This window comes from Kitasatospora sp. NPDC006697 (assembly GCF_042869935.1).
Classification (GTDB): Bacteria; Actinomycetota; Actinomycetes; order Streptomycetales; family Streptomycetaceae; genus Kitasatospora.
Map to the genome: position 1 here is coordinate 73,406 of NZ_JBIAGU010000003.1, position 23,040 is coordinate 96,445.

The following is a 23,040-nucleotide window of genomic DNA, read 5'->3' on the forward strand; positions in this document are numbered from 1 at the left end:
TCGCATGAGGTTTCCAGCAGCTGACTTTCGGTCAGTTCACCGGCCGGATGGCCGGATCACTCCTCCTCGGCGAGGGTCAGCTCCACGCCGCCGGTGAAGCCGGCCGCCGCGTTGTAGATGAACGCCGACAGGGTGGCCAGCGCGGTCAGCAGCACCACGTCCACCACGGAGATCAGCGCGGTGTAGGTGATCACCTTGCCGAAGCCCACGTAGTCCATGATGTTGACGCCGCCGGAGCCGCTGCTGCCGGAGCCGGTGACGTCCTTGAGGGTCTTGCCCAGCGAGGAGAAGACGCCCAGCGAGTCCAGGGTGGTCCAGAGCACCGCGGCGGCCACGATCATGATCACGCCGAGCGCCAGCGACAGCAGGAAGCTGACCTTCATCACCGACCACGGGTCGGCCTTCACCACCCGCAGCCGGGCCTTGCGCAGCCGGCTCGCCGCGCCGCCGCCGGCGCCCTGGCCGGACGGCGCCGGACGCCGCGGGGCACCCGGACCGGACGGCGAGCCGTTGCCGCCGGCGCGGCGCTCGCCGCCACCGCCGCCGCCAACTCCGCCACCGGCCCCGCGCGGCTGGCCCTTGGTGTAGGTGGTCGGCTGCGAGTAGCCGCCGGCCCCGGGGGCCGGCGTGCTCGGCGGCGGCGGCACCGGGGGCTGGGCGCCGTAACCGCCGGTGGAGCCCACCGCGGACATCAGGGAGGTGGACTGCGCCGGGTGCTCGGTCGGCGGCTGCGGAACACCTCCGTACGGCGCGCCGCCAGGCACGGCACCTCCCGTGGTCCCACTCACTCTGGATCCTCCCGCAGTTCCTCACCGGGACGCGGCCGCGTCCCGGCTGACACTCCACTGTGCGGCATCAAGCTGAGAAACCCGTAACCGGGGCGGCCGGCGCCCCCGCCGAAGCAGCGGGAGCGCCGGCCGCCCGAGCGGCGTCAGGCCTGGTCAGCACCGTCGGACGGCCCGTCCGCGAGCTGCGCCGCGTCATCCGTGCCGTCCAAGGCGGACGCGGCGCCGTCGGCCTCGTCCTCCTCGGCCTCCGCGTTGCGGGCCATGCCCACCACCGCGTCGCGCTTTCCGAGGTTGATCAGTTGGACGCCCATGGTGTCACGTCCGGTTTCACGGACGCCGGAAACCCTGGTCCGGATCACACCGCCGGAGAGCGTGATCGCCATGATCTCGTCGGTCTCCTCGACCACCAGCGCGCCGACCAGCGAGCCGCGGCCCTCGACGATCTTCGCCGCCTTGGTGCCGTAGCCGCCGCGGCCCTGCACCCGGTACTCGTCCACCGGGGTCCGCTTGGCGTAGCCGCCGTCGGTCGCGGTGAAGACGAAGGTGCCGGGCCGGACCACGTTCATCGAGAGCAGCTCGTCGTCCTCGCGGAACGCCATGCCCTTGACCCCGGAGGTGGCCCGGCTCATCGGCCGCAGCGCCTCGTCGGTGGCGGTGAACCGGATCGACTGGGCCTTCTTGGAGACCAGCAGCAGGTCGTCCTCGGCGGAGACCAGCTCGGCGCCGATCAGCTCGTCGTCCCGGCCGTTCTCGTCGGTGCGCAGGTTGATCGCGATCAGGCCGCCGGAGCGCGGCGAGTCGTAGTCCTTCAGCGGGGACTTCTTGACCAGGCCCTCGCGGGTGGCCAGCACCAGGTAGGGCTTGTCCAGGTAGGTGCGGATCGCCATCACCTGGGTGATGTGCTCCTCCGGCTGGAAGGCCAGCAGGTTGGCCACGTGCTGGCCGCGGGCGTCCCGGCCGGCGTCCGGCAGCTCGTAGCCCTTGGCCCGGTAGACCCGGCCCTTGTTGGTGAAGAACAGGATCCAGTTGTGCGTGGTGGTCACGAAGAAGTGGTCGACGATGTCGTCCTGCTTCAGCTGGGCGCCGCGCACGCCCTTGCCGCCGCGCTTCTGCGAGCGGTAGAGGTCGGACCGGGTGCGCTTGACGTAGCCGCCACGGGTGATCGTGACGACGATGTCCTCCTCCGCGATCAGGTCCTCGACCGACATGTCGCCGTCGAAGGGGATCAGGGTGGAGCGCCGCTCGTCGCCGTACTTCTCGACGATCGCGGTCAGCTCCTCGGAGATGATCTCGCGCTGGCGGGTCGGCGAGGCCAGGATCGCGTTGTACTCGTCGATCTTGCGCTGCAGCTCGTCGTGCTCGTCGGTGATCCGCTGGCGCTCCAGGGCGGCCAGCCGGCGCAGCTGCATCTCCAGGATCGCGTTGGCCTGCAGCTCGTCGATGGCGAGCAGGTTCATCAGGCCGGTGCGGGCGGCGTCCGCCGACTCCGAGGCCCGGATCAGCGCGATGACCTCGTCGATCATGTCCAGCGCCCGGAGCAGCGCGCGCAGGATGTGCGCCCGCTCCTCGGCCTTGCGCAGCCGGAACCGGGTGCGCCGGACGATCACGTCGACCTGGTGGTTGACCCAGTGCCGGATGAAGGCGTCCAGCGAGAGGGTGCGCGGCACCCCGTCCACCAGGGCCAGCATGTTGGCGCCGAAGTTGGTCTGCAGGTCGGTGTGCTTGTAGAGGTTGTTCAGCACCACCTTGGCGACCGCGTCGCGCTTGAGCACGACCACCAGGCGCTGGCCGGTGCGCGAGGAGGACTCGTCGCGGACGTCGGCGATGCCGGCGATCCGGCCGTCCTTCACCAGGTCGGCGATCTTCAGCGCCAGGTTGTCCGGGTTCACCTGGAACGGCAGCTCGGTGATCACCAGGCACTGCCGGCCCTGGATCTCCTCGACCTCGACCACCGCGCGCATGGTGATCGAGCCGCGGCCGGTCCGGTAGGCCTCCTCGATGCCGCGGCGGCCGACGATCAGCGCCCCGGTCGGGAAGTCGGGCGCCTTGATCCGCTCGATCAGCGCCTCCAGCAGCTCCTCGTTGGAGGCGTCCGGGTGCTCCAGCGCCCAGAGCGCGCCGGAGGCCACCTCGCGCAGGTTGTGCGGCGGGATGTTGGTGGCCATGCCGACCGCGATGCCGGTGGCGCCGTTGACCAGCAGGTTGGGGATGCGGGCCGGCAGGACGGTGGGCTCCTGCGAGCGGCCGTCGTAGTTGGCGGCGAAGTCGACGGTGTCCTCGTCGATGTCGCGCATCATCTCCATGGCCAGCGGGGCCATCTTGCACTCGGTGTAGCGCATCGCCGCGGCCGGGTCGTTGCCCGGCGAGCCGAAGTTGCCGTTCCCGTCGACCAGCGGCATCCGCAGCGACCAGGGCTGGGCCAGGCGCACCACGGTGTCGTAGATCGAGGTGTCGCCGTGCGGGTGGTAGTTGCCCATCACGTCGCCGACCACGCGGGCGCACTTGTAGTAGCCCTTCTCCGGCCGGTACCCGCCGTCGTACATGGCGTAGAGCACCCGGCGGTGCACCGGCTTGAGACCGTCGCGGACCTCGGGCAGCGCGCGGCTCACGATCACGCTCATCGCGTAGTCGAGGTAGGAGCGCTGCATCTCGGTCTCGAGCTCGATCGGCTCGACCCGCATCACGACCTGGGAGTTCGCGGGCTGCTCGTCGCCCTCGGGACGGTTGTCGTCGACCACTGCCGGTCAGTTTCCTTTCACGCGTGACTGGACGGAAGGTGACGTGCGGTCACACGTCCAAGAAGCGGACGTCCTTGGCGTTGCGCTGGATGAAGGAGCGGCGCGCCTCGACGTCCTCGCCCATCAGCACCGAGAACAGGTCGTCGGCCCGGGCCGCGTCCTCCAGGGTCACCTGGAGCAGCAGCCGGTGCGCCGGGTCCATGGTGGTGATCCGCAGTTCCTCGGCGTTCATCTCGCCCAGACCCTTGAAGCGCTGGATCGCGTCGTCCTTGGGCAGCCGGCGGCCGGCGGCCGCGCCGGCCGCGATCACCGCGTCCCGCTCGCGGTCGGAGTAGACGTACTCGAAGTCGTCGCGGCCCCATTTGATCTTGTACAGCGGCGGCATCGCCAGGTAGACGTAGCCGGACTCGACCAGCGGGCGCATGAAGCGGAAGAGCAGGGTGAGCAGCAGGGTCCGGATGTGCTGCCCGTCGACGTCGGCGTCGGCCATCAGCACGATCTTGTGGTACCGCAGCTTGGACTCGTCGTAGTCCTCCTGGATGCCGCAGCCGAAGGCCGAGATCAGCGCCTGGACCTCGGTGTTCTGCAGCACCTTGTCGATCCGGGCCTTCTCGACGTTCAGGATCTTGCCGCGGATCGGCAGGATGGCCTGGGTGCGCGGGTCGCGGCCCTGCTTGGCCGAGCCGCCGGCCGAGTCGCCCTCGACGATGAAGATCTCGCACTCGGCCGGGTCCTTGGACTGGCAGTCGCTCAGCTTGCCCGGCAGCGAGGCGGACTCCAGCAGGCCCTTGCGGCGGGTCAGGTCGCGCGCCTTGCGGGCCGCCATCCGCGCGGTGGCCGCGGTGATGGACTTGCGGATGATGTCCGCGGCCTCGGTCGGGTTGCGGTCCAGCCAGTCGTTCAGGTGCTCGTGCACCACCTTCTGGACGAAGGTCTTCGCCTCGGTGTTGCCCAGCTTGTCCTTGGTCTGGCCCTCGAACTGCGGCTCGCCCAGCTTGACCGAGATGATCGCGGTCAGGCCCTCGCGGATGTCCTCGCCGGAGAGGTTCTCGTCCTTCTCCCGGAGCAGCTTCTTCTCCCGCGCGTAGCGGTTGACCAGGCCGGTCAGGGCCGACCGGAAGCCCTCCTCGTGGGTGCCGCCGCCGTGGGTGTGGATGGTGTTGGCGAAGGAGTAGACGCTCTCGGTGTAGGAGGCGTTCCACTGCATGGCGATCTCCACCGAGATCGTCCGCTCCTTGTCCTCCGCCTCGAAGTCGATCACCGAGGGGTGGATGACCTCGCCCTTGCGGGAGTTGAGGTCCTTCACGAAGTCGGCGATGCCGCCCTCGTAGTGGAAGGTGATGGAGAGCGGCTTGCCCTCGTCGTCGGTGTGCTCCTCGCGCTCGTCGGTCAGCGAGATGGTCAGGCCCTTGTTGAGGAAGGCCATCTCCTTGAACCGGCGGGAGAGCGACTCGAAGGAGTAGACGGTGGTCTCGAAGATGTCCGGGTCGGCCCAGAAGGTGACGCTGGTGCCGGTCCGGTCGGTCGCCTCGTGCCGGGCCAGCGGCGCGGTCGGGGCGCCCAGCTTGTACTCCTGGGTCCACCGGTGGCCCTCGGTGTGGATCTCCACCGCGAGCCGGGTGGAGAGCGCGTTCACCACCGAGACGCCGACGCCGTGCAGACCGCCGGAGACCGCGTAGCCGCCACCGCCGAACTTGCCGCCGGCGTGCAGCACCGTCAGCACCACCTCGACGGCCGGCTTGTCCTGGCCCGGCATGATGCCGACCGGGATACCGCGGCCGTTGTCGACCACCCGCACGCCGCCGTCGGCCAGGATGGTCACGTCGATGGTGTCCGCGTGGCCGGCCAGCGCCTCGTCGACCGAGTTGTCGACGATCTCCTGGACCAGGTGGTGCAGACCGCGCTCACCGGTCGAGCCGATGTACATGCCCGGGCGCTTGCGGACGGCGTCGAGGCCCTCCAGCACCTGGATCGCGCTGGCGTCGTACGCCTTCTGGGAGGACGGGTCGGTGGGGACGGGGGACTGGCTGGACTCGCCGGAATCGGCCACGAAGCGCCCTCTCTGGCACAGCGCGGGCCGCATCCCCACCCGGATTCGGGCGGGCGTGCGACCACGGCGTTTCGACTCAGTTACCGCAAGCGGCAGTGTTTGCGCTTCAGTCTACCGGTACGACCGACAGAGATGGGCGTTTGGCAGGCCCTGAAGGCGGATTTGCCGCCCCGAATCCCCTCCGCACATGTCCCGATACTCGCCCCGGGGGCTCAGCGGCTTCACACGGGCCGTCAGCGGTTCCGGAAGTGTGCGCTCCGTCAAGACCGCGGCCGCCCGGTGAGGGGTCCGCGGGGTCAGCCCCAGGTGTCCCGGGGGCCCTGGCTGCCCGGTGCGCGCAGCCGGCCGTACCGCCGCTGCGCCGTCGCCGGACCCAGCACCTTGATCACCAGGACCGTGCCGTGCCCCAGCTCGTGGTTCAGCCGCGCCACCAACTGCCTTGCCAGCAGGCGCAACTGGGTGGCCCAGGCGGTGGAGTCGCAGCGCACCGTAAGGATCGCGTCGGCCTCGTCGAAGTGCTCGGGCACGCAGTGCGCGGCGATGTCGGGGCCGACGATCTGCGGCCAGCGGCCCATCACCCCGGCCACCGCGGCCGGCGCCTCCCAGCCACGCTCCGTGATCAAACGATTGAGCGCGGCCCCCAGCGGAACCGGGTCCCGGCCGTCCGCCCGGGCCCCGCTGCGCAGGCCGTGCCGGCGCGCCTCGCGCTTCTCCCGCACCTGCTCGCCACGCTGCCTGGCCTGCTCCTTGGCCGCGCGCAGCGCGACCCGGGCCAGATCGACCCCGGAGAGCTCCCGTTCCTCGCCCATCGGCGGTGCGCTCCTTCTTCCCCAGGCTGTGGACAGACCAGGGTACGACTACGACGGCATCCTGATGACCTCGCCGCCCGAGACCGCGTACCTGGTCCCGGCCAGCTCCTTCGGCACGTCCTCCGGCACGGCCGCGGTGACCAGCACCTGCTCGCCGTCGGCCACCATCCGGGCCAGCTGGTCCCGGCGCCGGGCGTCCAGCTCGGCGAAGACGTCGTCCAGCACCAGCACCGGCTCGCCGCCGTCCGCCCGCAGCAGCTCGTAGCTGGCCAGCCGCAGCGCCAGCGCGAACGACCAGGACTCGCCGTGGCTGGCGTAGCCCTTGGCCGGCAGCGGGCCGAGCAGCAGGCCCAGCTCGTCCCGGTGCGGGCCGACCAGGGTCAGGCCGCGCTCGGTCTCCTGCTTGCGGACCGCCTGCAGGGCCGCCAGCAGCCGCTGCTCGGCCTCCTCCCGGCTGCCCGGCGGCTCGCCCTCGAAGGCCGAGGCGCGGTACTCCAGCTCGGTCGGACCGCCGCCCGGCGCCAGCCGCTCGTAGGCCTCGGCGACCAGCGGCCGCAGCGCCGCCACCAACTGCAGCCGGAAGGCGGTCAGCTCGGCGCCGGCCTTGGCCAGGTGGCCGTCCCAGACCTCCAGGGTGGACAGGTCGGCGCTCTTGCCGCCGCCCCGGCGGGCCATCGCGGCGGTCTTCAGCAGCGCGTTGCGCTGCTTCAGCACCCGCTCGTAGTCGGCCCGCACCCCGGCCAGCCGGGGTGCCCGGGCGGTCAGCAGCTCGTCCAGGAAGCGCCGCCGCTCCCCCGGGTCGCCCTTCACCAGGGCCAGGTCCTCGGGGGCGAACAGCACGGTCCGCAGCAGGCCCAGCACATCGCGCGGGCGGACGTTGTCGGAGCGGTTGATCCGGGCCCGGTTGGCCTTGCCGGGGGTGATCTCCAGCTCGATCAGGGTGGTCCGGCCGCGGTCCTCGACCGAGCCGCGGACCACCGCCCGCTCGGCGCCGTGCCGGACCAGCGGCGCGTCCGTGGCCACCCGGTGGCTGCCCAGGGTGGCCAGGTAGCCGACCGCCTCGACCAGGTTGGTCTTGCCCTGGCCGTTGGGCCCGACGAAAGCCGTCACGCCCGGGTCGAGGGGCACCTCGACCCGGGCGTAGGAGCGGAAGTCGGCGAGCGACAGATGCGCGACATGCATGGCGAAGCTCGGACTTCCCGGACCGCTCGGACTACTTGGACTCGACCGCGTGGCCGCCGAACTCGTTGCGCAGCGCGGCGATCATCTTCATCTGCGGCGAGTCCTCCTGGCGGGAGGCGAACCGGGCGAAGAGCGAGGCGGTGATGGCCGGCAGCGGCACCGCCTTGTCGATCGCCGCCTCCACCGTCCAGCGGCCCTCGCCGGAGTCGGCCGCGAAGCCGCGCAGCTTGTCCAGGTGCTCGTCCTTGTCCAGCGCGTCCACCGCGAGGTCGAGCAGCCAGGAGCGGATCACCGTGCCCTCCTTCCAGGAGCGGAACACCTCCCGGACGTCGGTCACGCTGTCCACCGCCTCCAGCAGCTCCCAGCCCTCGGCGTAGGCCTGCATCATGGCGTACTCGATGCCGTTGTGGACCATCTTGGCGAAGTGGCCGGCGCCCGCCCGGCCGGCGTGCACGGAGCCGTACTCGCCCTCCGGCTTGAGCGCGTCGAAGACCGGCTGAACCCGGGCGATGTGCTCGGCCTCGCCGCCGTACATCAGCGCGTAGCCGTTCTGCAGGCCCCAGACGCCGCCGGAGACGCCGCAGTCCACGAAGCCGATGCCCTTGGCGGCCAGCAGCTCGGCGTGCTTCTCGTCGTCGGTCCAGCGGGAGTTGCCGCCGTCCACCACCACGTCGCCGGGGGCCAGCAGCTCGGCCAGCTCCTCGATGGTCTGCTGGGTCGGCGCACCGGCCGGCACCATCACCCAGACCACCCGCGGTGCCTGCAGTGCCTCGACCAGCGCGGGCAGCGAGGCCACGTCGGCCAGGGCGGGGTCGCGGTCGTAGCCGATGACGGTGTGGCCGGCGCGGCGGATGCGCTCGCGCATGTTGCCGCCCATCTTGCCGAGACCGATGAGGCCGAGCTCCATGACAAGTCCTTACCTGTGGTTACGTGCCTGACGACGGCGCCGTTGCCGCGACTGAAGAGCCTACGCCGCGCCGCCGTCCACAGGGTGTGGAGCCACAGGGTGTGGACGGCGGCCCGGCGGGCGGCTCGGCGAGGGTCAGCCCGAGAGCCGGACCGGCATGATCAGGTACTGGTAGGCCTCGTCGGCCTCGGCGTCCACGGCCGGCTTGCCGGAGAGCAGCGCGGGCTTGGTGGAGGTGGTGAAGGCCAGCTGGGCGTAGGCGGCGTCCACCGCCTTCAGGCCCTCCTCCAGGTAGCCGGGGTTGAAGGCGATCGAGATGTCGTCGCCCTCGAGGTCGGCGTCCACCCGCTCGGTGGCCTGCGCGTCGTCGCCGGAGCCGGCCTCCAGGGTCAGCACGCCCTGCTCGAAGTTGAGCCGGACCGGGGTGTTGCGCTCGGCCACCAGCGAGACGCGCTTCAGCGCCTCCAGGAAGGGCTGGGTCTGCACCGCGGCGATCGCGTTGAACTCGGTCGGGAAGAGGCTGCGGAACTTCGGGAACTCGCCCTCCAGCAGCCGGGTGGTGGTGCGGCGGCCGTTGCCCTCGAAGCCGATCAGGCCCTCGCCGGCACCGCCGGAGGAGAGCGCGATCGAGACGCTGTCGCCGCTGCCCAGCGACTTGGCGATGTCCTGCAGGGTGCGGGCCGGGACCAGGGCGACCGCGGAGATGTCCGGCTGCTCGGGCTTCCACAGCAGCTCGCGGACGGCGAACCGGTAGCGGTCGGTGGCGGCCAGGGTGATCCGGTCGCCCTCGATCTCCACCCGGACACCGGTGAGCACCGGCAGGGTGTCGTCCCGGCCGGCGGCCACCGCGGCCTGGCTGACCGCGGTGGCGAAGACCTCGCCGGAGACGGTGCCGGTGGCGGTGGGCATCTGGGGCAGCGCGGGGTACTCGTCCACCGGGAGGGTCGGCAGGGTGAACCGGGAGCTGCCGCAGACCACGGTGACCCGCATGCCGTCGGTGGAGATCTCCACCGGGCGGTTGGGCAGGTTGCGGGAGATGTCGTTCAGCAGCCGGCCGGAGACCAGCACGGTGCCCTGCTCCTCGACGTCGGCCTCCAGCTCGACCCGGGCCGAGACCTCGTAGTCGAAGCCGGAGAGGGCGAGGCGGCCCTCCTGGGCGGTGAGCAGCAGGCCGGCCAGCACCGGCACCGGCGGCCGTGCCGGGAGGCTGCGGGCCGCCCAGGCCACCGCCTCCGCGAGAACGTCACGCTCCACCCGGAACTTCACCGGTAACCGCCTCCTGGGTCCTGCTGTCGCTTGCCGATCCTGGCCCTGCTCTGTTGTTGCCGAGGACAGTCTGACGCACTCGACGGACAGTCGACGCCGAGCGGTGCAAGTCGGGGGAACAAGTGTCGGAGCGGCTTGTCCACAGATTTCGGCCCGCCCCGCTGTTGAGCGAATCGGAGGCTCTCTAGGTGTAGTCGTAGTAGTAGGGCCTGTGGATACCGTGGATAACCCCGTTTTCGCAGGTCAAGCCCCGAATTTTGTCCACAGTGGCTGTGGAGGGCGCCGGTGGATAACCAGGGCCCGCTGTGGACGGCGGAGCGTTACCCACAGGGCACGCTGAGTATCCACAGGTTTTCCCCAGCGCCGTCCCCAGGTTTTCCCCCGGTTATCCACGGCCAGTGGGTCAACATCACGTGACGGCTTTCACACCAGCCGATGAACCCTGCGCCAAGGTTGTCGAACAGTGGACATCTCTGTGGAGAAGCTGGGGATAACCGGGCCTTGCCTGGGGACAGCCGGTGGACAACTCTTTCGGCCCCCTGACGCCCCGCCAACTGTCCACATCCTGTGGATAACTGTTGTGCACAAATCCCCAGGGGGCTGACCTGCGGCGAAGAGCGTAGCGGCGCCGGGGCTGTGGAGGAATTCTGGATAACTCCGGGTTCCCCACCCTGTGGACGGCGGCTCGGCCGGTGGTCCTGTGGAGAACGGCTCGACGGGCCCGCACTGTTCGAATCACTGCTCAGTTGTGCGAAGCGGCCCGGAGGCTGTCGGATCGTCAGCCGTGAGCCTTCCCCGGCCGGCGGCCGCTACACCCGGGGTCCCCCGGGTAGCCGAAAAGGGCCGGTGGGCGACCGAAAACGGTCGCCCACCGGCCCTCGGCGCGGTGGGGGTGCCAGGGTCCCGCAACGGCCCTCCGGGGCCGCCGCAGGGCCGCTAGCTCTTGATGCGGTTGGTGAGTTCGGTGACCTGGTTGTAGAGCGAGCGGCGCTCGGCCATCAGCGAGCGGATCTTCCGGTCGGCGTGCATCACCGTGGTGTGGTCCCGGCCGCCGAACTGCGCCCCGATCTTCGGCAGCGAGAGGTCGGTCAGCTCCCGGCAGAGGTACATGGCGATCTGACGGGCCGTCGCCAGCACCCGGCTGCGCGAGGAGCCGCACAGGTCCTCGACGGTGAGCCCGAAGTAGGCCGCGGTCTGCTGCATGATCACCTGCGCGGTGATCTCCGGCCCGGCGTCCTCGTCCCCGCCCGGGATCAGGTCCTTGAGGACGATCCCGGCCAGCTCCAGGTCCACCGGCGAGCGGTTGAGGTTGGCGAAGGCGGTGACCCGGATCAGCGCCCCCTCCAGCTCGCGGATGTTGCGGGTGATCCGGGAGGCGATGAACTCCAGTACGTCCGCAGGGGCGTTGAGCCGCTCCTGGATCGCCTTCTTGCGCAGGATCGCGATCCGGGTCTCCAACTCGGGCGGGGTGACGTCGGTGATCAGTCCCCACTCGAACCGGTTGCGCAGCCGGTCCTCCAGGGTGGTCAGCAGCCGGGGCGGCCGGTCCGAGGAGAGCACGATCTGCTTGTTGGCGTTGTGCAGGCTGTTGAAGGTGTGGAAGAACTCCTCCTGCGTCGACTCCTTGCTCGCCAGGAACTGGATGTCGTCGACCAGCAGGATGTCCATGTCCCGGTAGCGCTTGCGGAACGCGTCCGCCTTGCCGTCCCGGATGGAGTTGATGAACTCGTTGGTGAACTCCTCCGAGCTCACGTACCGCACCCGGGTGCCCGGGAAGAGGCTGCGCGAGTAGTGGCCGATCGCGTGCAGCAGGTGGGTCTTGCCGAGGCCTGACTCGCCGTAGATGAAGAGCGGGTTGTAGGCCTTGGCCGGGGCCTCGGCGACGGCCACCGCGGCGGCGTGCGCGAACCGGTTGCTGGCGCCGATCACGAAGGTGTCGAACAGGTACTTGGGGTTCAGCCGGGCGGCCGGCTCGTCCTTGCGGCCGGGCTCCGCCGAGGGGGCACCGGGCGGGGCGGGCACGCCGGCCACCGGGGTGCGGCCGGCGACCCGCTCGGGCAGGCCGGGGCCGTGGTCGGCGCGGTCCGGCCGGTCCGGCTCGCCGCGCTCCAGGCGTTCGGAGCGTTCGGGACCGGGGCGCTCGGGCCCGGTCCGGTCCGGACCCGGCCGGTCGGAGCCGGCCGGCGGCTCGGCGCCGGGGCGCCCGCCGGGCAGCCCGCGCAGCGCCGCCGGCGGCAGGTCGCGGCGCAGCGGCGGCATCCCGCGCCCCGGGCCGCGGCCGCGCGGCTCGGACTCGGCCGCGTCGTAGGCGCCGCCGAACAGGTCGCCCTGGGCGGGGCGGCCGCCGGGCGGGCCGGGCTCGGGCTCCCACTCGCGGTACTGGTACGGGTGCTGCTCCTGGTAGCCGCCGGGCTGGGGGTAGCCCTGGCCGCCGTAGCCCTGGTCCTGGTACTGGTAGTCGCCGTAGCCGCCCTGCTGCGGGTAGCCGGGCTCGGGGTAGCCGGCGGGGGAGCGGCGCTCCTCGTAGGAGCGGTCCTGGTAGGGCGCCGGCTCGCGGTAGTCGGGCTGCGGCTCCTGCTGGGGTTCGGGCTCCGGGGCGCGCGGGGCCGGGGCGGGCGGCGCCGCGTTGGCGTCCACCATGACGGCGATCCGCACCGGGCGGTCGAACAGCCGGCTCAGCTCCTCGGTCAGCTGCGGCAGCAGCCGGCCCTCCAGCACCTGCTTCGCCCATTCGTTCGGGGCGGCCAGCAGCGCGGTGTCGTGCATCATCCACATCGGCTGGGTGCGCTGCACCCAGACCTTGTCCCCGTCCCCCACCGAGGTGTCGTTGACCAGCCGCTCGACGACCTCCGCCCAGGCGGGGACGAGGTCGCTGTTGACATCAGCCACTGGTGCACGCTTTCTCGTTCCCCCGTCGGGGGGATGAACAAAACCAGACAAGTCCTGCAACGGTAGTCAGCGGGCAGAGCTGATTCAAGTTGTTGTCCACAGGCTGTGGGCGGGCGCCGGACCGGGTGCCGGTTTGACCCTCAGGTGCCGGTCCGCGTACCGTAACCAGGTCGAGTTGTCGATGGCCGCTGCCGCATGCCCGCGGGTCACACCGCTTCCAGATGGCGCGCAGCACGGGCGCCGTGGATTGTCCGAAACCCAGCAGACCTGGGCATTCGGGCCGGATTTCCCGGAAGTGAGGGGAGATCGCGCGGACGCACGGTGACGGCCAACCCGCAAATCGTCACCCTACGATTCACCCCAGGAGCCCCCGAGTGAGCAAGCGCACCTTCCAGCCGAACAACCGTCGTCGCGCCAAGACCCACGGCTTCCGGCTGCGGATGCGTACCCGTGCCGGCCGCGCCATCCTGGCGACCCGCCGTGCCAAGGGCCGCGCCAGCATCTCCGCCTGATCCGCGTCCAGGGTCTGCAGTGCTGCCCTCCGAGAATCGGCTGCGGCGGCGCCAGGACTTCGCGACCGCGGTGAAACGCGGCCGCCGGGCCGGACGGCCCCTGCTGGTGGTCCACCTGAGAACGGCGGACCACTCGGCGGGGCAGGTCGACGGGTACAGCGACTCCCACCCGCACGCCACCGAGGGGCTTCCCTCGGTGCGTGCGGGTTTCGTCGTGAGCAAGGCAGTCGGCCCGGCCGTGGTCCGCAACCTGGTGAAGCGCCGACTGCGTCACCTGGTGCGCGAGCGCCTGGCCGCGCTGCCCGCAGGTAGCCTGATAGTGGTACGGGCGCTGCCCCCGGCGGGGTCCGCCTCGTACCCGGATCTTGCACATGACCTGGATGCCGCGCTGAAGCGGTTGCTCCGGACGGATCCGGCCGCAGCGACCGGATCAGGGCCGACAGGATCAGGGCGATGAAGTACCTGCTGATGGGGCTGATCAGGGTCTACCAGTGGACGATCAGTCCGCTGCTCGGCCAGGTCTGCCGTTACTACCCCTCGTGCTCGCACTACGGGTACGAGGCGGTGCGGGTGCACGGTGCCGTCAAGGGCAGCGTGCTGACCGCCTGGCGCATTCTGCGCTGCAACCCCTGGTCCCCGGGTGGAGTGGACCACGTACCGCCGCGCAAGCGTCCCGTCTGGCACCAGCGCCTGCGGGCGCTGCGGCCGACCAGGACGACCGGTAGCGCCGCGCTCCCGGAGCCGACGACCAAGCCCAATGCTCAAGGAGTCTGACCGGTGACCTGGTCCTTCCTGAACCCCCTCTACACCGCGGTGTCCTGGATCATCGTCCAGTTCCACGCGTTGCTCAGCCACATCTTCCCGGCCGACAGTGGTTGGGCCTGGGGGCTGTCGATCGTCCTGATGACGGTCCTGATCCGGATCTGCCTGATCCCGCTCTTCGTGAAGCAGATCAAGGCGACCCGGGCCATGCAGGCGATCCAGCCGAAGATGAAGGCCATCCAGGAGCGCTACAAGAACGACAAGCAGCGCCAGTCCGAAGAGATGATGAAGCTCTACAAGGAGGCGGGCACCAACCCCTTCTCGAGCTGTCTCCCGATCCTGGTGCAGTCCCCGTTCTTCTACGCGCTGTACGGCGTGCTGCACAAGGTCTCGCAGAACCAGCCGATCGGCTACATCAAGGGCGACGTGCTGGCCAGCGCGCACGCGGCCAAGATCTTCGGCGCCCCGCTCTCCGCGAGCTTCGTGAACAGCCACGAGACCTCGGTGAAGATCGTCACTGCGCTGATGATCCTGCTGATGTCGCTCTCGCAGTTCATCACCCAGCGCCAGCTGATGACCAAGAACGTGGACCTCTCGGTCCAGACCCCGTTCATGCAGCAGCAGAAGATGCTGATGTACGTCTTCCCGTTCATCTTCATCTTCCTGGGCATCAACATGCAGGTCGGTGTGCTGGTCTACTGGCTCACCACCAACGTCTGGACCATGGGCCAGCAGCTGATCGTGATCCGCAACAACCCGACGCCGGGCTCCAAGGCCTGGGACGAGCGGCAGGCGCGGCTCAAGGCGGCCGGCCGGCTGAACCCGGACGGCTCGGTGGTCAAGGGTGCCGGGTTCCTCGGCCTCTTCGGCGGCGGCAAGGCCACCGCGGCCCAGCAGCAGGCCGCCGCGGTGGTGGAGGAGTCGGTGCAGGTGCGCCGGCAGCAGCCGCGGAAGCAGACCAAGGCCCAGCGCCAGCAGGTGCACGGCGGTGCCGCCAAGGCGCAGCCCGGCCAGGCACCGGCGGACGAGGCCAAGGAGGTCGAGCAGCCGGCCGCACCGGTCGAGGACGCGGTGCCCAGCGGGCAGGGAGCCGGCGGCGGCAAGCGCCAGCCGACCACCAAGCAGCCGGGCGGCGGTGCCAAGCGCGGACCGCAGCAGGGCGGCCAGCGGCCGAAGAAGAAGTCCTAGCGCCGCGCCGGTTGGCTCGGAGCCTCTCTGACCGTCGTTCCCAGCCCGCTCGCCGGGCCCGTATTACCTAAGGAGTCCCTCCCGTGACGGAAGGCACCACCTCCGCCGCCGAGACCGGTTCGGCCGCCGCCGACTCGGACACCCTGCTCGCCCGCCTGGAGCAGGAGGGCGAGATCGCAGCCGACTACCTGGAAGGCCTGCTGGACATCGCCGACCTGGACGGCGACATCGACATGGACGTGGAGGGCGACCGGGCCCTGGTCTCCATCGTCGGCGACGGCAGCGACCGCACCCTGCAGCGGCTGGTGGGCCAGGACGGCGAGGTGCTGGAGGCCCTGCAGGAGCTGACCCGGCTGGCGGTGCACCGGGAGACCGGTGAGCGCAGCCGGCTGATGCTGGACATCGCGGGCTTCCGGGCGCGCAAGCGCGAGGAGCTGGCCGAGCTGGGCGCGCAGGCGGCGGAGGAGGCCAAGCGGACCGGCGGGCCCGTGAAGCTGCGGCCGATGACCCCGTTCGAGCGCAAGGTGGTCCACGACGCGGTGGCGGCGGCGGGTCTGCGCAGCGAGTCGGAGGGCGAGGAGCCCCAGCGCTGCGTCGTGGTCCTCGCGAGCTGACCGCGCAGGACCGGTCCGGCGGCCGCCCGGGGAACGACGCGGCCACCGGAGTACCGGACATCGAGGACCCCGCTCGCACGTCGGTGCGGGCGGGGTCCTCGTTCGTTGGTGATGGGCGGCGGGTGCGGTGATGCGCACAATGGCGTGGGATCGTTTCACGTGAAACCTCTGAGCGGAGAGACTGAGATGGCGACGGAGAGTGCGGCGACCGAGGGCGGTGCCAAGGAGCTGCCCGAGGCTCCGCCGGCGGCCCGGGAGATCTTCGGTGAGAACTTCCCGGCGGCACAGCGCTATGCGGAGTTTCTGGCGACCGCGGGGGTGCAGCGCGGGCTGATCGGCCCCCGGGAGGTGCCCCGGCTCTGGGACCGGCACGTGCTGAACTGCGCGGTGCTGGCCGAGCTGCTGCCCGAGGGAGCCTCGCTCTGCGACGTCGGCTCCGGGGCCGGGCTGCCCGGCATCCCGGTGGCGCTGGCCCGTCCCGACCTCTCGGTGACGCTGCTGGAGCCGCTGCTGCGCCGCACCAACTTCCTGGAGGAGGTGGTGCGGGAGCTCGGGCTGGAGAACGTCACGGTGATGCGCGGCCGGGCCGAGGAGATGGTGGGCAAGGTCTCGGTGGAGTTCGTCACCGCCCGCGCGGTGGCCCCGCTGGAGCGGCTGGCCGGCTGGGGCATGCCGCTGCTCCGTCCGTACGGCCAGATGCTGGCGCTCAAGGGCGACACCGCCGAGCAGGAGCTGGCCGACTCGCGGTCGGCGCTGGGGCGGCTGGGCGCGGTGGAGTGCGCGGTGCTGCCGGTGGGCGAGCAGGTGCTGGGTGCCGCGACCCGGGTGGTCCAGGTGAAGGCCGGGGAGAGCCCGGGTGGCGTGAAGGCGGCGAATCGGCGGGCCCGGGCGGCCCGGGCCGGCCGCACGGCAGGCCGGGCGCCGGAGGTGCGCGGCTCCGGCCGCCGCCGGCGCTGATCCCGAGCTCTGGAGAACCCCTGGTCGCAGCCGGTGCGACCAGGGGTTCTCGGTTTCTTCGGAGTGTCGCGCCGTCAGAATTCCGACATTGCGGGCATGGTGTTTCACGTGAAACGTCGTTCCCTGCTCTCGGGCATCCTCGGCCGCAGCCGGGCGGCGACTGTTGCCGCTCCGGTTTCACGTGAAACACTGGCTCCCATGCAGGAGTCGGAGACCATCGACCAGATCGATGACACCCCCATCGCACGCGCGGCACAGGCCGCGGTCCAGGCCCTGGGGCGGGCGGGCGAGGGCCTGCCGAGGCCGCCGGCGACCCGGGTGATCGTGGTGGCCAACCAGAAGGGCGGGGTGGGCAAGACCACCAGCACCGTCAACATGGCTGCCTCGCTGGCGATGCACGGACTGCGGGTGCTGGTGATCGACCTCGACCCGCAGGGCAACGCCTCCACCGCGCTGGGGATCGACCACCACGCGGAGGTGCCGTCGATCTACGACGTGCTGGTGGAGGGCAAGCCGCTGGCGGACGTGGTGCAGCCGGTGGTGGAGGTGGAGGGGCTGTTCTGCGTGCCGGCCACCATCGACCTGGCCGGTGCGGAGATCGAGCTGGTCTCGCTGGTGGCCCGGGAGAGCCGGCTGCAGCGGGCGATCGCGGCCTATGAGCAGCCGCTGGACTATATCCTGATCGACTGTCCGCCCTCGCTGGGCCTGCTGACGGTCAACGCCCTGGTGGCCGGTCAGGAAGTGATGATCCCGATCCAGTGCGAGTACTACGCGCTGGAGGGGCTGGGGCAGCTGCTGCGCAACGTGGAGCTGGTGCGGGCGCACCTCAACCCGGCGCTGCACGTCTCCACCATCCTGCTCACCATGTACGACGCCCGGACCCGGCTGGCCTCCCAGGTGGCCGAGGAGGTGCGGAACCACTTCTCCACAGAGGTGCTGCGGACGGCGATCCCCCGCTCGGTGCGGATCTCCGAGGCCCCCAGCTACGGGCAGACGGTGCTGACCTACGATCCGGGTTCCACCGGCGCGCTCTCCTACCTGGAGGCGGCGCGGGAGCTGGCGCTGCGGGCGGTGGGCGTGGAGTCGGCGGCGCCGACGGCGGTGGAGCAGGCGGCGGCCGAGGCGCTGGGCGCCGTCGGGCGGCACACGATCGGCGCCCAGGCGGGCCCGATGGCAGAGCAGAGCATGATGGAGGGCAATCGGTGAGTGGTCGCAGGGGTCTCGGCAAGGGGTTGGGAGCGCTGATCCCGGACTCCGGCTCGCGCGCGCTCGCCGGTACGGCGACGGCTCCGGCCCGGCCGGCCGCGGGTGCCGCCGCCGTGGTCTCGCCGAGCGCGGTGCCGCTGCTGCCGACGCCGGCTCGGGGCACGGTGGCGGAGAAGGCGGCCGAGCAGGCGGTGGCGGAGCTGGCCCCGGTGGCCGGGGCGCGGTTCGCGGAGCTGCCGCTGGACTCGATCACGCCCAACCCGCGGCAGCCGCGTGAGGTGTTCGACGAGGAGAAGCTCGGCGAGCTGGTCGCCTCCATCAAGGAGGTGGGCCTGCTCCAGCCGGTGGTGGTCCGTCAGGTCGCGGCCGAGCGCTTCGAGCTGATCATGGGCGAGCGGCGCTGGCGGGCCTCCCGGGAGGCCGGGCTGGACCGCATCCCGGCGATCGTCCGGGCCACCGAGGACGACAAGCTGCTGCTGGACGCGCTGCTGGAGAACCTGCACCGCGCCGAGCTGAACCCGCTGGAGGAGGCGGCCGCCTACGACCAGCTGCTGCGCGACTTCGGCTGCACCCAGGACGTGCTGGCGGACCGGGTCGGGCGCTCCCGCCCGCACGTCTCCAACACGCTGCGGCTGCTGAGGCTCTCCAGCGCGGTGCAGCTGAAGGTGGCGGCCGGGGTGCTGACGGCCGGTCACGCCCGGGCGCTGCTCGGCCTGCCGGACGCGGAGCGGCAGGAGGCGCTGGCCAAGCGGATCGTGGCGGAGGGGCTCTCGGTGCGCACCACCGAGGAGATCGTCACGCTGATGGGCCAGGAGCAGCCGAAGCAGTCGGCCGCCCCGAAGGCGGGCCGGATCCTCTCGCCGGCCTTCAACGACCTGGCCGGCCGGCTCTCCGACCGGTTCGACACCCGGGTCAAGGTGGAGGTCTCCCAGCGGAACGGGAAGTTGGGCAAGGGCAAGGTGGTGCTGGAGTTCGCCTCGGTGGACGACCTCAACCGGATCCTGGACAGCCTGGCGCCGGGCGAGGAAGGGCTGCGGCTCTCCAACGGCTGAGCTCGGGCGGATCGATCTGCGGGTGCATGTTTCACGTGAAACATGCACCCGCAGGCGTTGTGGGTGTTGGCGGGCCGGAGCGGGTTGGGCCGGGCTGCCAGGGGGAGGAACCGAACGAGGAGGTGTGCTGCGATGGGGCGCAGGATCGTCCCGCTGACGCTGGACAACCTGGCGGACCTGCCCGGGCCCTGCCACTCCTGCGTCTTCTGGGAGCTGGACCCGGTGAGCGGGCGGGCGGCGGTGGAGTCGGGCAAGGCGGAGGCGGAGAAGGAGGGGTGGATCTCCGCGGTGCTGCTGGAGTGGGGCTCCTGCGGCCGGATCGTCTACGTGGACGAGCAGCCGGCGGGGTTCGTGCTCTACGCGCCGCCGGCCTATGTGCCGAGATCGCAGTCCTTCCCCACCAGTCCGGTCTCGCCCGATGCCGTTCAGCTGATGATCAGTCGGGTGCTGCCGGCGTTCCAGGGCCAGGGGCTGGGCCGGGTGCTGGTGCAGACGGCGGCCAAGGACCTGCTGCGGCGCAACGTCCGGGCGATCGAGGCGATCGGCGTGCTGGGGACGAAGGGAAAGGAGCGGCCGAGCTGCCTGCTGCCGGCCGAGCACCTGCTGGCGGTGGGCTTCAAGACGGTGCGGCCGCACCACCGCTACCCGCGGCTGCGGCTGGAGGCGCGCACCACGCTCTCCTGGCGCCGCCCGGCGGCGCTGGACCGGCTGCTGGGCGGGGCGCCGCAGGAGCCGGCGCTGCGGCCGTTCTGAGCTACCGTCACGGCGGCGCCGTCATCCAGGCGGGAATGCGAAGGGGCGGGCCCTGACGGGCCCGCCCCTTCGCCGTGCCGACGCGGGATCAGATGATGCCCTCGAGGTCGCGCAGCAGCGCGGCCTTCGGCTTGGCACCGACGATGCTCTTGACCAGCTCGCCCTTGATGTAGACGTTCAGGGTCGGGATGGAGACCACGCCGTACTGGGCGGCGGTGGCGGGGTTGTTGTCGACGTCGAGCTTGGCGACGGTCAGCTTGTCCTGGTGCTCGTCGGCGATCGCCTCGAGGACCGGGGCCACCTGGCGGCACGGGCCGCACCAGGTCGCCCAGAAGTCCACGAGGACGGGCTTCTCGCTCTTCAGGACGTCGGCGTCGAAGCTCGCGTCGGTCACGGTGATGGTGGCGCCGGCCACGGGATCTCCTAGGGTCGTCGGTACAACTGCGTCAGTGGTTCTGAACACCGGCGGGCGCCGTCTTGTTTCACGCCCGCCGGTCGGCTTCGGAAGGGGTCAGACCGCGGCGACCGCGGCCGGCTCCTGCGCGCTGTCGGCCAGGTGGGCCAGGAAGCGCTCGGCGTCCAGCGCGGCGGAGCAGCCGGTGCCGGCGGCGGTGATCGCCTGGCGGTAGGTGTGGTCCACCACGTCGCCCGCGGCGAAGACGCCGGGGAGGTTGGTCCGGGTGCTGGGGGCGTCCACCTTCAGGTAGCCCTCGGCGTCCAGGTCAAGCTGGCCCTTGAACAGCTCGGTGCGCGGGTCGTGGCCGATCGCGATGAAGAGGCCGGTGACCGGCAGCTCGCGCAGCTCGCCGGTGGTGGTGTCGCGCAGGGTCAGTCCGGTGAGCTTGGGGTCGCCGTGGATCTCCTCGACCGCGCTGTCCCAGGCGAAGGTGATCTTCGGGTCGGCGAAGGCGCGCTCCTGCATCGCCTTGGAGGCGCGCAGCTCGTTGCGGCGGTGCACCACGGTGACGCTCCTGGCGAAGCGGGAGAGGAAGGTCGCCTCCTCCAGGGCGGTGTCGCCGCCGCCGACCACCGCGATGTCCTGGTCCTTGAAGAAGAACCCGTCGCAGGTGGCGCACCAGGAGACGCCGCGGCCGGAGAGCGCGTCCTCGCGGGGGAGGCCGAGCTTGCGGTGCTGGGAGCCGGTGGTGACGATCACCGCGCGGGCCCGGTGCACGGTGCCCTCGGAGTCGGTGACGGTCTTGATGTCGCCGGTCAGGTCGACCGAGACGATGTCGTCCGGGACCAGCTCGGCGCCGAACCGCTCGGCCTGTGCCCGCATGTTGTCCATCAGCTCGGGGCCCATGATGCCGTCCCGGAAGCCCGGGAAGTTCTCCACCTCGGTGGTGTTCATCAGGGCACCGCCGGCCGTCACCGCGCCCTCGAAGACGAGGGGCTTCAGCGAAGCCCGCGCGGTGTAGAGCGCTGCCGTGTAGCCGGACGGGCCGGAGCCGATGATGATCACGTTACGGACGTCGCTCACTGCATCTCCTGTTGGCATCGCGACCCGCGCCGACGGGGTCGGCGCGGGGTGGGCTGCGGTGGCGGTCCTGCTCCGCCGACCCGGACAACGACTCACCAGTCTGGCGCATTCCCAGCGCCGGACGCACCAGGTGCCCGGGGTCCGTGCCGCCGTGCCGCCACCTCGATCAGCCGGCCGGGACCTCCTGCTGGAGCTGCACCGCGGCCGGGGTGGTGGTGCAGCCGGGGGTGAGCAGGAAGACGTCCAGCCGGGCCGGGTCGGCGTCGTCCCGGAAGACGTAGGCGTCCACCGGGGCGCCCTGGTAGCTGCCGTGCGCGGTGAGCACCGGCTGCTCGCCCTGATGGCCGGCGACGGCCTGCCGGACGCACTGCGGGAGACCGCCGCCGCCCAGGGCGCCGCTGCCCTGCTCGGTGGTGGTGTGCGGCTGGACGGCGGCGGTGGGCGGCAGCAGGCGGTGGATCTGGTCGGGCAGGCCGGCCGCGGTGAACTCCGGGCCGGCCGCCTGGGCCGGGCGCTCGGCGGGGAGCTGGGCGCCGGGCGAGCTGCTTCCACCGGGCTGCCCGGGGGCACTCGCGCCGACCGCGCTCGGGCTGCTGGAGGGCTGGGAGAGCAGCACTCCGCCGGTGCCCAGGCCGAGCGCGGCGAGGCAGGCCGCGGCGGCCAGCAGCAGCCGGCGGCGGCGTCGGGTGCCCGGCCGGGTGCTGCGGTCGGACCGGGCCGGCGGGCGGGTCGGTCCGGGCGTGGAGTTCGGGAGGGGCGGGGTGCCCGGCACGGTCGGTGCGCTCGGCTGCTCGGCGGGCTGCTGGGCCTCGGCCAGGGCGGCGTCGATCCGGCGGGCCACCTCGGCGGGCATCGGCTCGACCCGGTCCGCGGCCAGCAGGGCGGAGAGCTCCTCGAGCGCGGCCATGGTGTCGGCGCACTCGGGGCAGTCGGCCAGGTGCGCGCTCAGCTCCCCGGCCCGGTCGGCGGGGAGCAGGTCCTCGGCCAGATCGGCCAGCTGCTCGACCGGGGGGTGGAGGGCGTCGGCCGACTCGTCGGCGTGCGGCGGCTGGTGCGTCATCGGTTCGTCGCGCCTCCTTCCAGGGTCGGCTCGTGGCGCGGGCCGGTCGGGCCCGGTGATGGGACGGGGCCGGGGCGGTTCGGGTTCCCCGGGGTCCGCCGGGGGCCGTCGGCCAGCGCCGTTTCACGTGAAACGGCGTCCGGTGGATCCCCCGGTTCGACCCGGAGGTGGCGCAGTAGCGGCAGCAGCCGGGCCCGGCCGCGGGCGCACCGGCTCTTCACCGTGCCCACCGGGACGCCCAGCAGCTCGGCCGCCTCGGCCACCGGGTAGGCCTGCATGTCCACCAGCACCAGGGCGGCCCGCTGGTCGGGCGGCAGCTCGGCCAGCGCGGCGGTCACCTCGCGGCGCAGCTCGGCGCGGAGCACCGGTGCCTCGGCCGGCTCGGCGGGCGGCACCAGGGTGTCCAGGGCCGGGCGGTCGTCCTCGGCGGAGCCGGGGGCGTCCAGCGAGCCGGCCCGGCGGACCGCGTTCCGGCGGGCCCGGTCCAGGCAGGCGTTGACCACGATCCGGTGCAGCCAGGTGGTGACGGCCGAGCGGCCCTGGAAGGTGTGCGCGGAGCGGAGCGCGGAGACCAGCGCGTCCTGCAGCGCGTCGGCGGCCTCCTCGCGGTCCCCCAGGGTGCGCACGGCGACCGCCCAGAGCCGGTCCCGGTGCCGGGCGACCAGCCGGCCGAAGGCGGCCCGGTCGCCCGCCAGGTGGCGCGCGAGCAGCTCGGCGTCGTCCGGCTCCGACCCGGGCTCGGGCTGGAACCCGGGCGCCGCGGGGCCGCCGGGGGACTCCGCCGGGTCTCGCTCGGGTCGCGCCGGTCCTGCCATCCGCCCCACACC

The 23,040-nt window shown here is 71.8% G+C and carries 21 protein-coding genes; 9 read left to right on the forward strand and 12 right to left on the reverse strand.

The window, feature by feature from the left end:
* Nucleotides 1-56: 56 nt before the first annotated feature.
* The 8 genes from ACFYNO_RS05615 to dnaA form a co-directional block, all read right to left on the reverse strand.
* Nucleotides 57-764: a DUF3566 domain-containing protein gene (locus tag ACFYNO_RS05615; RefSeq protein ID WP_388005731.1), complete on the reverse strand. Its 708-nt coding sequence runs from the start codon at nucleotides 762-764 to the stop codon at nucleotides 57-59.
* 167 nt (nucleotides 765-931) lie between these two features.
* Nucleotides 932-3,469, reverse strand: a complete 2,538-nt coding sequence (gene gyrA, locus ACFYNO_RS05620; RefSeq protein WP_388006569.1) for a DNA gyrase subunit A — start codon at nucleotides 3,467-3,469, stop codon at nucleotides 932-934.
* Nucleotides 3,470-3,575: 106 nt separating this feature from the next.
* Nucleotides 3,576-5,609 (reverse strand): DNA topoisomerase (ATP-hydrolyzing) subunit B, encoded by a 2,034-nt coding sequence (gene gyrB, locus ACFYNO_RS05625; RefSeq protein ID WP_388005734.1) that lies wholly within the window; start codon nucleotides 5,607-5,609, stop codon nucleotides 3,576-3,578.
* A gap of 263 nt (nucleotides 5,610-5,872) precedes the next feature.
* Complete coding sequence (locus tag ACFYNO_RS05630) at nucleotides 5,873-6,385, reverse strand: DUF721 domain-containing protein (protein ID WP_388005737.1); 513 nt, start codon at nucleotides 6,383-6,385, stop codon at nucleotides 5,873-5,875.
* 48 nt (nucleotides 6,386-6,433) lie between these two features.
* The gene (gene recF / locus ACFYNO_RS05635; RefSeq protein ID WP_388005740.1) at nucleotides 6,434-7,567 is read right to left on the reverse strand and encodes a DNA replication/repair protein RecF; all 1,134 of its coding nucleotides are present in this window, start codon (nucleotides 7,565-7,567) and stop codon (nucleotides 6,434-6,436) included.
* Between the two features lie 31 nt (nucleotides 7,568-7,598).
* Nucleotides 7,599-8,474, reverse strand: coding sequence for a phosphogluconate dehydrogenase (NAD(+)-dependent, decarboxylating) (gene gnd, locus ACFYNO_RS05640; protein ID WP_388005743.1), 876 nt, complete (start codon nucleotides 8,472-8,474; stop codon nucleotides 7,599-7,601).
* A 135-nt stretch (nucleotides 8,475-8,609) separates the two neighbouring features.
* The gene (dnaN, locus tag ACFYNO_RS05645) at nucleotides 8,610-9,740 is read right to left on the reverse strand and encodes a DNA polymerase III subunit beta (protein WP_388005746.1); all 1,131 of its coding nucleotides are present in this window, start codon (nucleotides 9,738-9,740) and stop codon (nucleotides 8,610-8,612) included.
* 936 nt (nucleotides 9,741-10,676) lie between these two features.
* Nucleotides 10,677-12,629, reverse strand: a complete 1,953-nt coding sequence (gene dnaA, locus ACFYNO_RS05650) for a chromosomal replication initiator protein DnaA (protein ID WP_388005749.1) — start codon at nucleotides 12,627-12,629, stop codon at nucleotides 10,677-10,679.
* Nucleotides 12,630-13,003: 374 nt separating this feature from the next.
* On the opposite strand from dnaA, the gene rpmH reads away from it, so the two are divergent.
* From rpmH to ACFYNO_RS05695, 9 genes are all read left to right on the forward strand, one after another.
* Entirely contained in the window at nucleotides 13,004-13,141 is a 138-nt protein-coding gene (gene rpmH, locus ACFYNO_RS05655) for a 50S ribosomal protein L34 (RefSeq protein ID WP_388005752.1), read from the forward strand.
* A gap of 19 nt (nucleotides 13,142-13,160) precedes the next feature.
* On the forward strand, nucleotides 13,161-13,598 hold the full coding sequence (gene rnpA / locus ACFYNO_RS05660; RefSeq protein ID WP_388005755.1) for a ribonuclease P protein component: 438 nt from the start codon (nucleotides 13,161-13,163) through the stop codon (nucleotides 13,596-13,598).
* Nucleotides 13,595-13,915, forward strand: coding sequence for a membrane protein insertion efficiency factor YidD (gene yidD, locus ACFYNO_RS05665; protein WP_388005758.1), 321 nt, complete (start codon nucleotides 13,595-13,597; stop codon nucleotides 13,913-13,915). Before rnpA ends, yidD begins: the two co-directional genes overlap by 4 nt.
* A gap of 3 nt (nucleotides 13,916-13,918) precedes the next feature.
* Nucleotides 13,919-15,091: a membrane protein insertase YidC gene (yidC, locus tag ACFYNO_RS05670; protein ID WP_388005761.1), complete on the forward strand. Its 1,173-nt coding sequence runs from the start codon at nucleotides 13,919-13,921 to the stop codon at nucleotides 15,089-15,091.
* An 83-nt stretch (nucleotides 15,092-15,174) separates the two neighbouring features.
* Entirely contained in the window at nucleotides 15,175-15,705 is a 531-nt protein-coding gene (locus tag ACFYNO_RS05675; RefSeq protein WP_388005764.1) for a protein jag, read from the forward strand.
* 186 nt (nucleotides 15,706-15,891) lie between these two features.
* Nucleotides 15,892-16,662, forward strand: coding sequence for a 16S rRNA (guanine(527)-N(7))-methyltransferase RsmG (gene rsmG, locus ACFYNO_RS05680; RefSeq protein WP_388005767.1), 771 nt, complete (start codon nucleotides 15,892-15,894; stop codon nucleotides 16,660-16,662).
* Nucleotides 16,663-16,758: 96 nt separating this feature from the next.
* Nucleotides 16,759-17,868 (forward strand): ParA family protein, encoded by a 1,110-nt coding sequence (locus ACFYNO_RS05685; protein ID WP_388005771.1) that lies wholly within the window; start codon nucleotides 16,759-16,761, stop codon nucleotides 17,866-17,868.
* Complete coding sequence (locus ACFYNO_RS05690) at nucleotides 17,865-18,920, forward strand: ParB/RepB/Spo0J family partition protein (RefSeq protein WP_388005774.1); 1,056 nt, start codon at nucleotides 17,865-17,867, stop codon at nucleotides 18,918-18,920. Before ACFYNO_RS05685 ends, ACFYNO_RS05690 begins: the two co-directional genes overlap by 4 nt.
* A gap of 132 nt (nucleotides 18,921-19,052) precedes the next feature.
* Entirely contained in the window at nucleotides 19,053-19,673 is a 621-nt protein-coding gene (locus tag ACFYNO_RS05695; protein WP_388005777.1) for a GNAT family N-acetyltransferase, read from the forward strand.
* An 88-nt stretch (nucleotides 19,674-19,761) separates the two neighbouring features.
* Here the strand turns inward: ACFYNO_RS05695 and trxA are convergent, their stop codons facing one another.
* From trxA to sigM, 4 genes are all read right to left on the reverse strand, one after another.
* Nucleotides 19,762-20,088 carry a thioredoxin gene (gene trxA / locus ACFYNO_RS05700; RefSeq protein WP_388005780.1) on the reverse strand — a complete coding sequence of 109 codons (327 nt, stop codon included), beginning with the start codon at nucleotides 20,086-20,088 and terminating at the stop codon, nucleotides 19,762-19,764.
* A 96-nt stretch (nucleotides 20,089-20,184) separates the two neighbouring features.
* Nucleotides 20,185-21,153, reverse strand: coding sequence for a thioredoxin-disulfide reductase (gene trxB / locus ACFYNO_RS05705; RefSeq protein WP_388005783.1), 969 nt, complete (start codon nucleotides 21,151-21,153; stop codon nucleotides 20,185-20,187).
* 166 nt (nucleotides 21,154-21,319) lie between these two features.
* Nucleotides 21,320-22,213 (reverse strand): anti-sigma factor family protein, encoded by an 894-nt coding sequence (locus tag ACFYNO_RS05710; protein WP_388005786.1) that lies wholly within the window; start codon nucleotides 22,211-22,213, stop codon nucleotides 21,320-21,322.
* Complete coding sequence (gene sigM, locus ACFYNO_RS05715) at nucleotides 22,210-23,028, reverse strand: RNA polymerase sigma factor SigM (RefSeq protein WP_388005789.1); 819 nt, start codon at nucleotides 23,026-23,028, stop codon at nucleotides 22,210-22,212. Before sigM ends, ACFYNO_RS05710 begins: the two co-directional genes overlap by 4 nt.
* Nucleotides 23,029-23,040: the final 12 nt, after the last annotated feature.

Bases quoted from the DNA above. Each gene is read 5' to 3' on its own strand.
- gyrB (WP_388005734.1), bottom strand. From the start codon at position 5,609: ATGCGGCCCGCGCTGTGCCAGAGAGGGCGCTTCGTGGCCGATTCCGGC.
- ACFYNO_RS05685 (WP_388005771.1), top strand. From the start codon at position 16,759: ATGGTGTTTCACGTGAAACGTCGTTCCCTGCTCTCGGGCATCCTCGGC.
- ACFYNO_RS05695 (WP_388005777.1), top strand. From the start codon at position 19,053: ATGGGGCGCAGGATCGTCCCGCTGACGCTGGACAACCTGGCGGACCTG.
- yidD (WP_388005758.1), top strand. From the start codon at position 13,595: ATGAAGTACCTGCTGATGGGGCTGATCAGGGTCTACCAGTGGACGATC.
- rsmG (WP_388005767.1), top strand. From the start codon at position 15,892: ATGGCGACGGAGAGTGCGGCGACCGAGGGCGGTGCCAAGGAGCTGCCC.
- sigM (WP_388005789.1), bottom strand. From the start codon at position 23,028: ATGGCAGGACCGGCGCGACCCGAGCGAGACCCGGCGGAGTCCCCCGGC.
- recF (WP_388005740.1), bottom strand. From the start codon at position 7,567: ATGCATGTCGCGCATCTGTCGCTCGCCGACTTCCGCTCCTACGCCCGG.
- gnd (WP_388005743.1), bottom strand. From the start codon at position 8,474: ATGGAGCTCGGCCTCATCGGTCTCGGCAAGATGGGCGGCAACATGCGC.
- ACFYNO_RS05710 (WP_388005786.1), bottom strand. From the start codon at position 22,213: ATGACGCACCAGCCGCCGCACGCCGACGAGTCGGCCGACGCCCTCCAC.
- ACFYNO_RS05630 (WP_388005737.1), bottom strand. From the start codon at position 6,385: ATGGGCGAGGAACGGGAGCTCTCCGGGGTCGATCTGGCCCGGGTCGCG.
- gyrA (WP_388006569.1), bottom strand. From the start codon at position 3,469: ATGCGGGTCGAGCCGATCGAGCTCGAGACCGAGATGCAGCGCTCCTAC.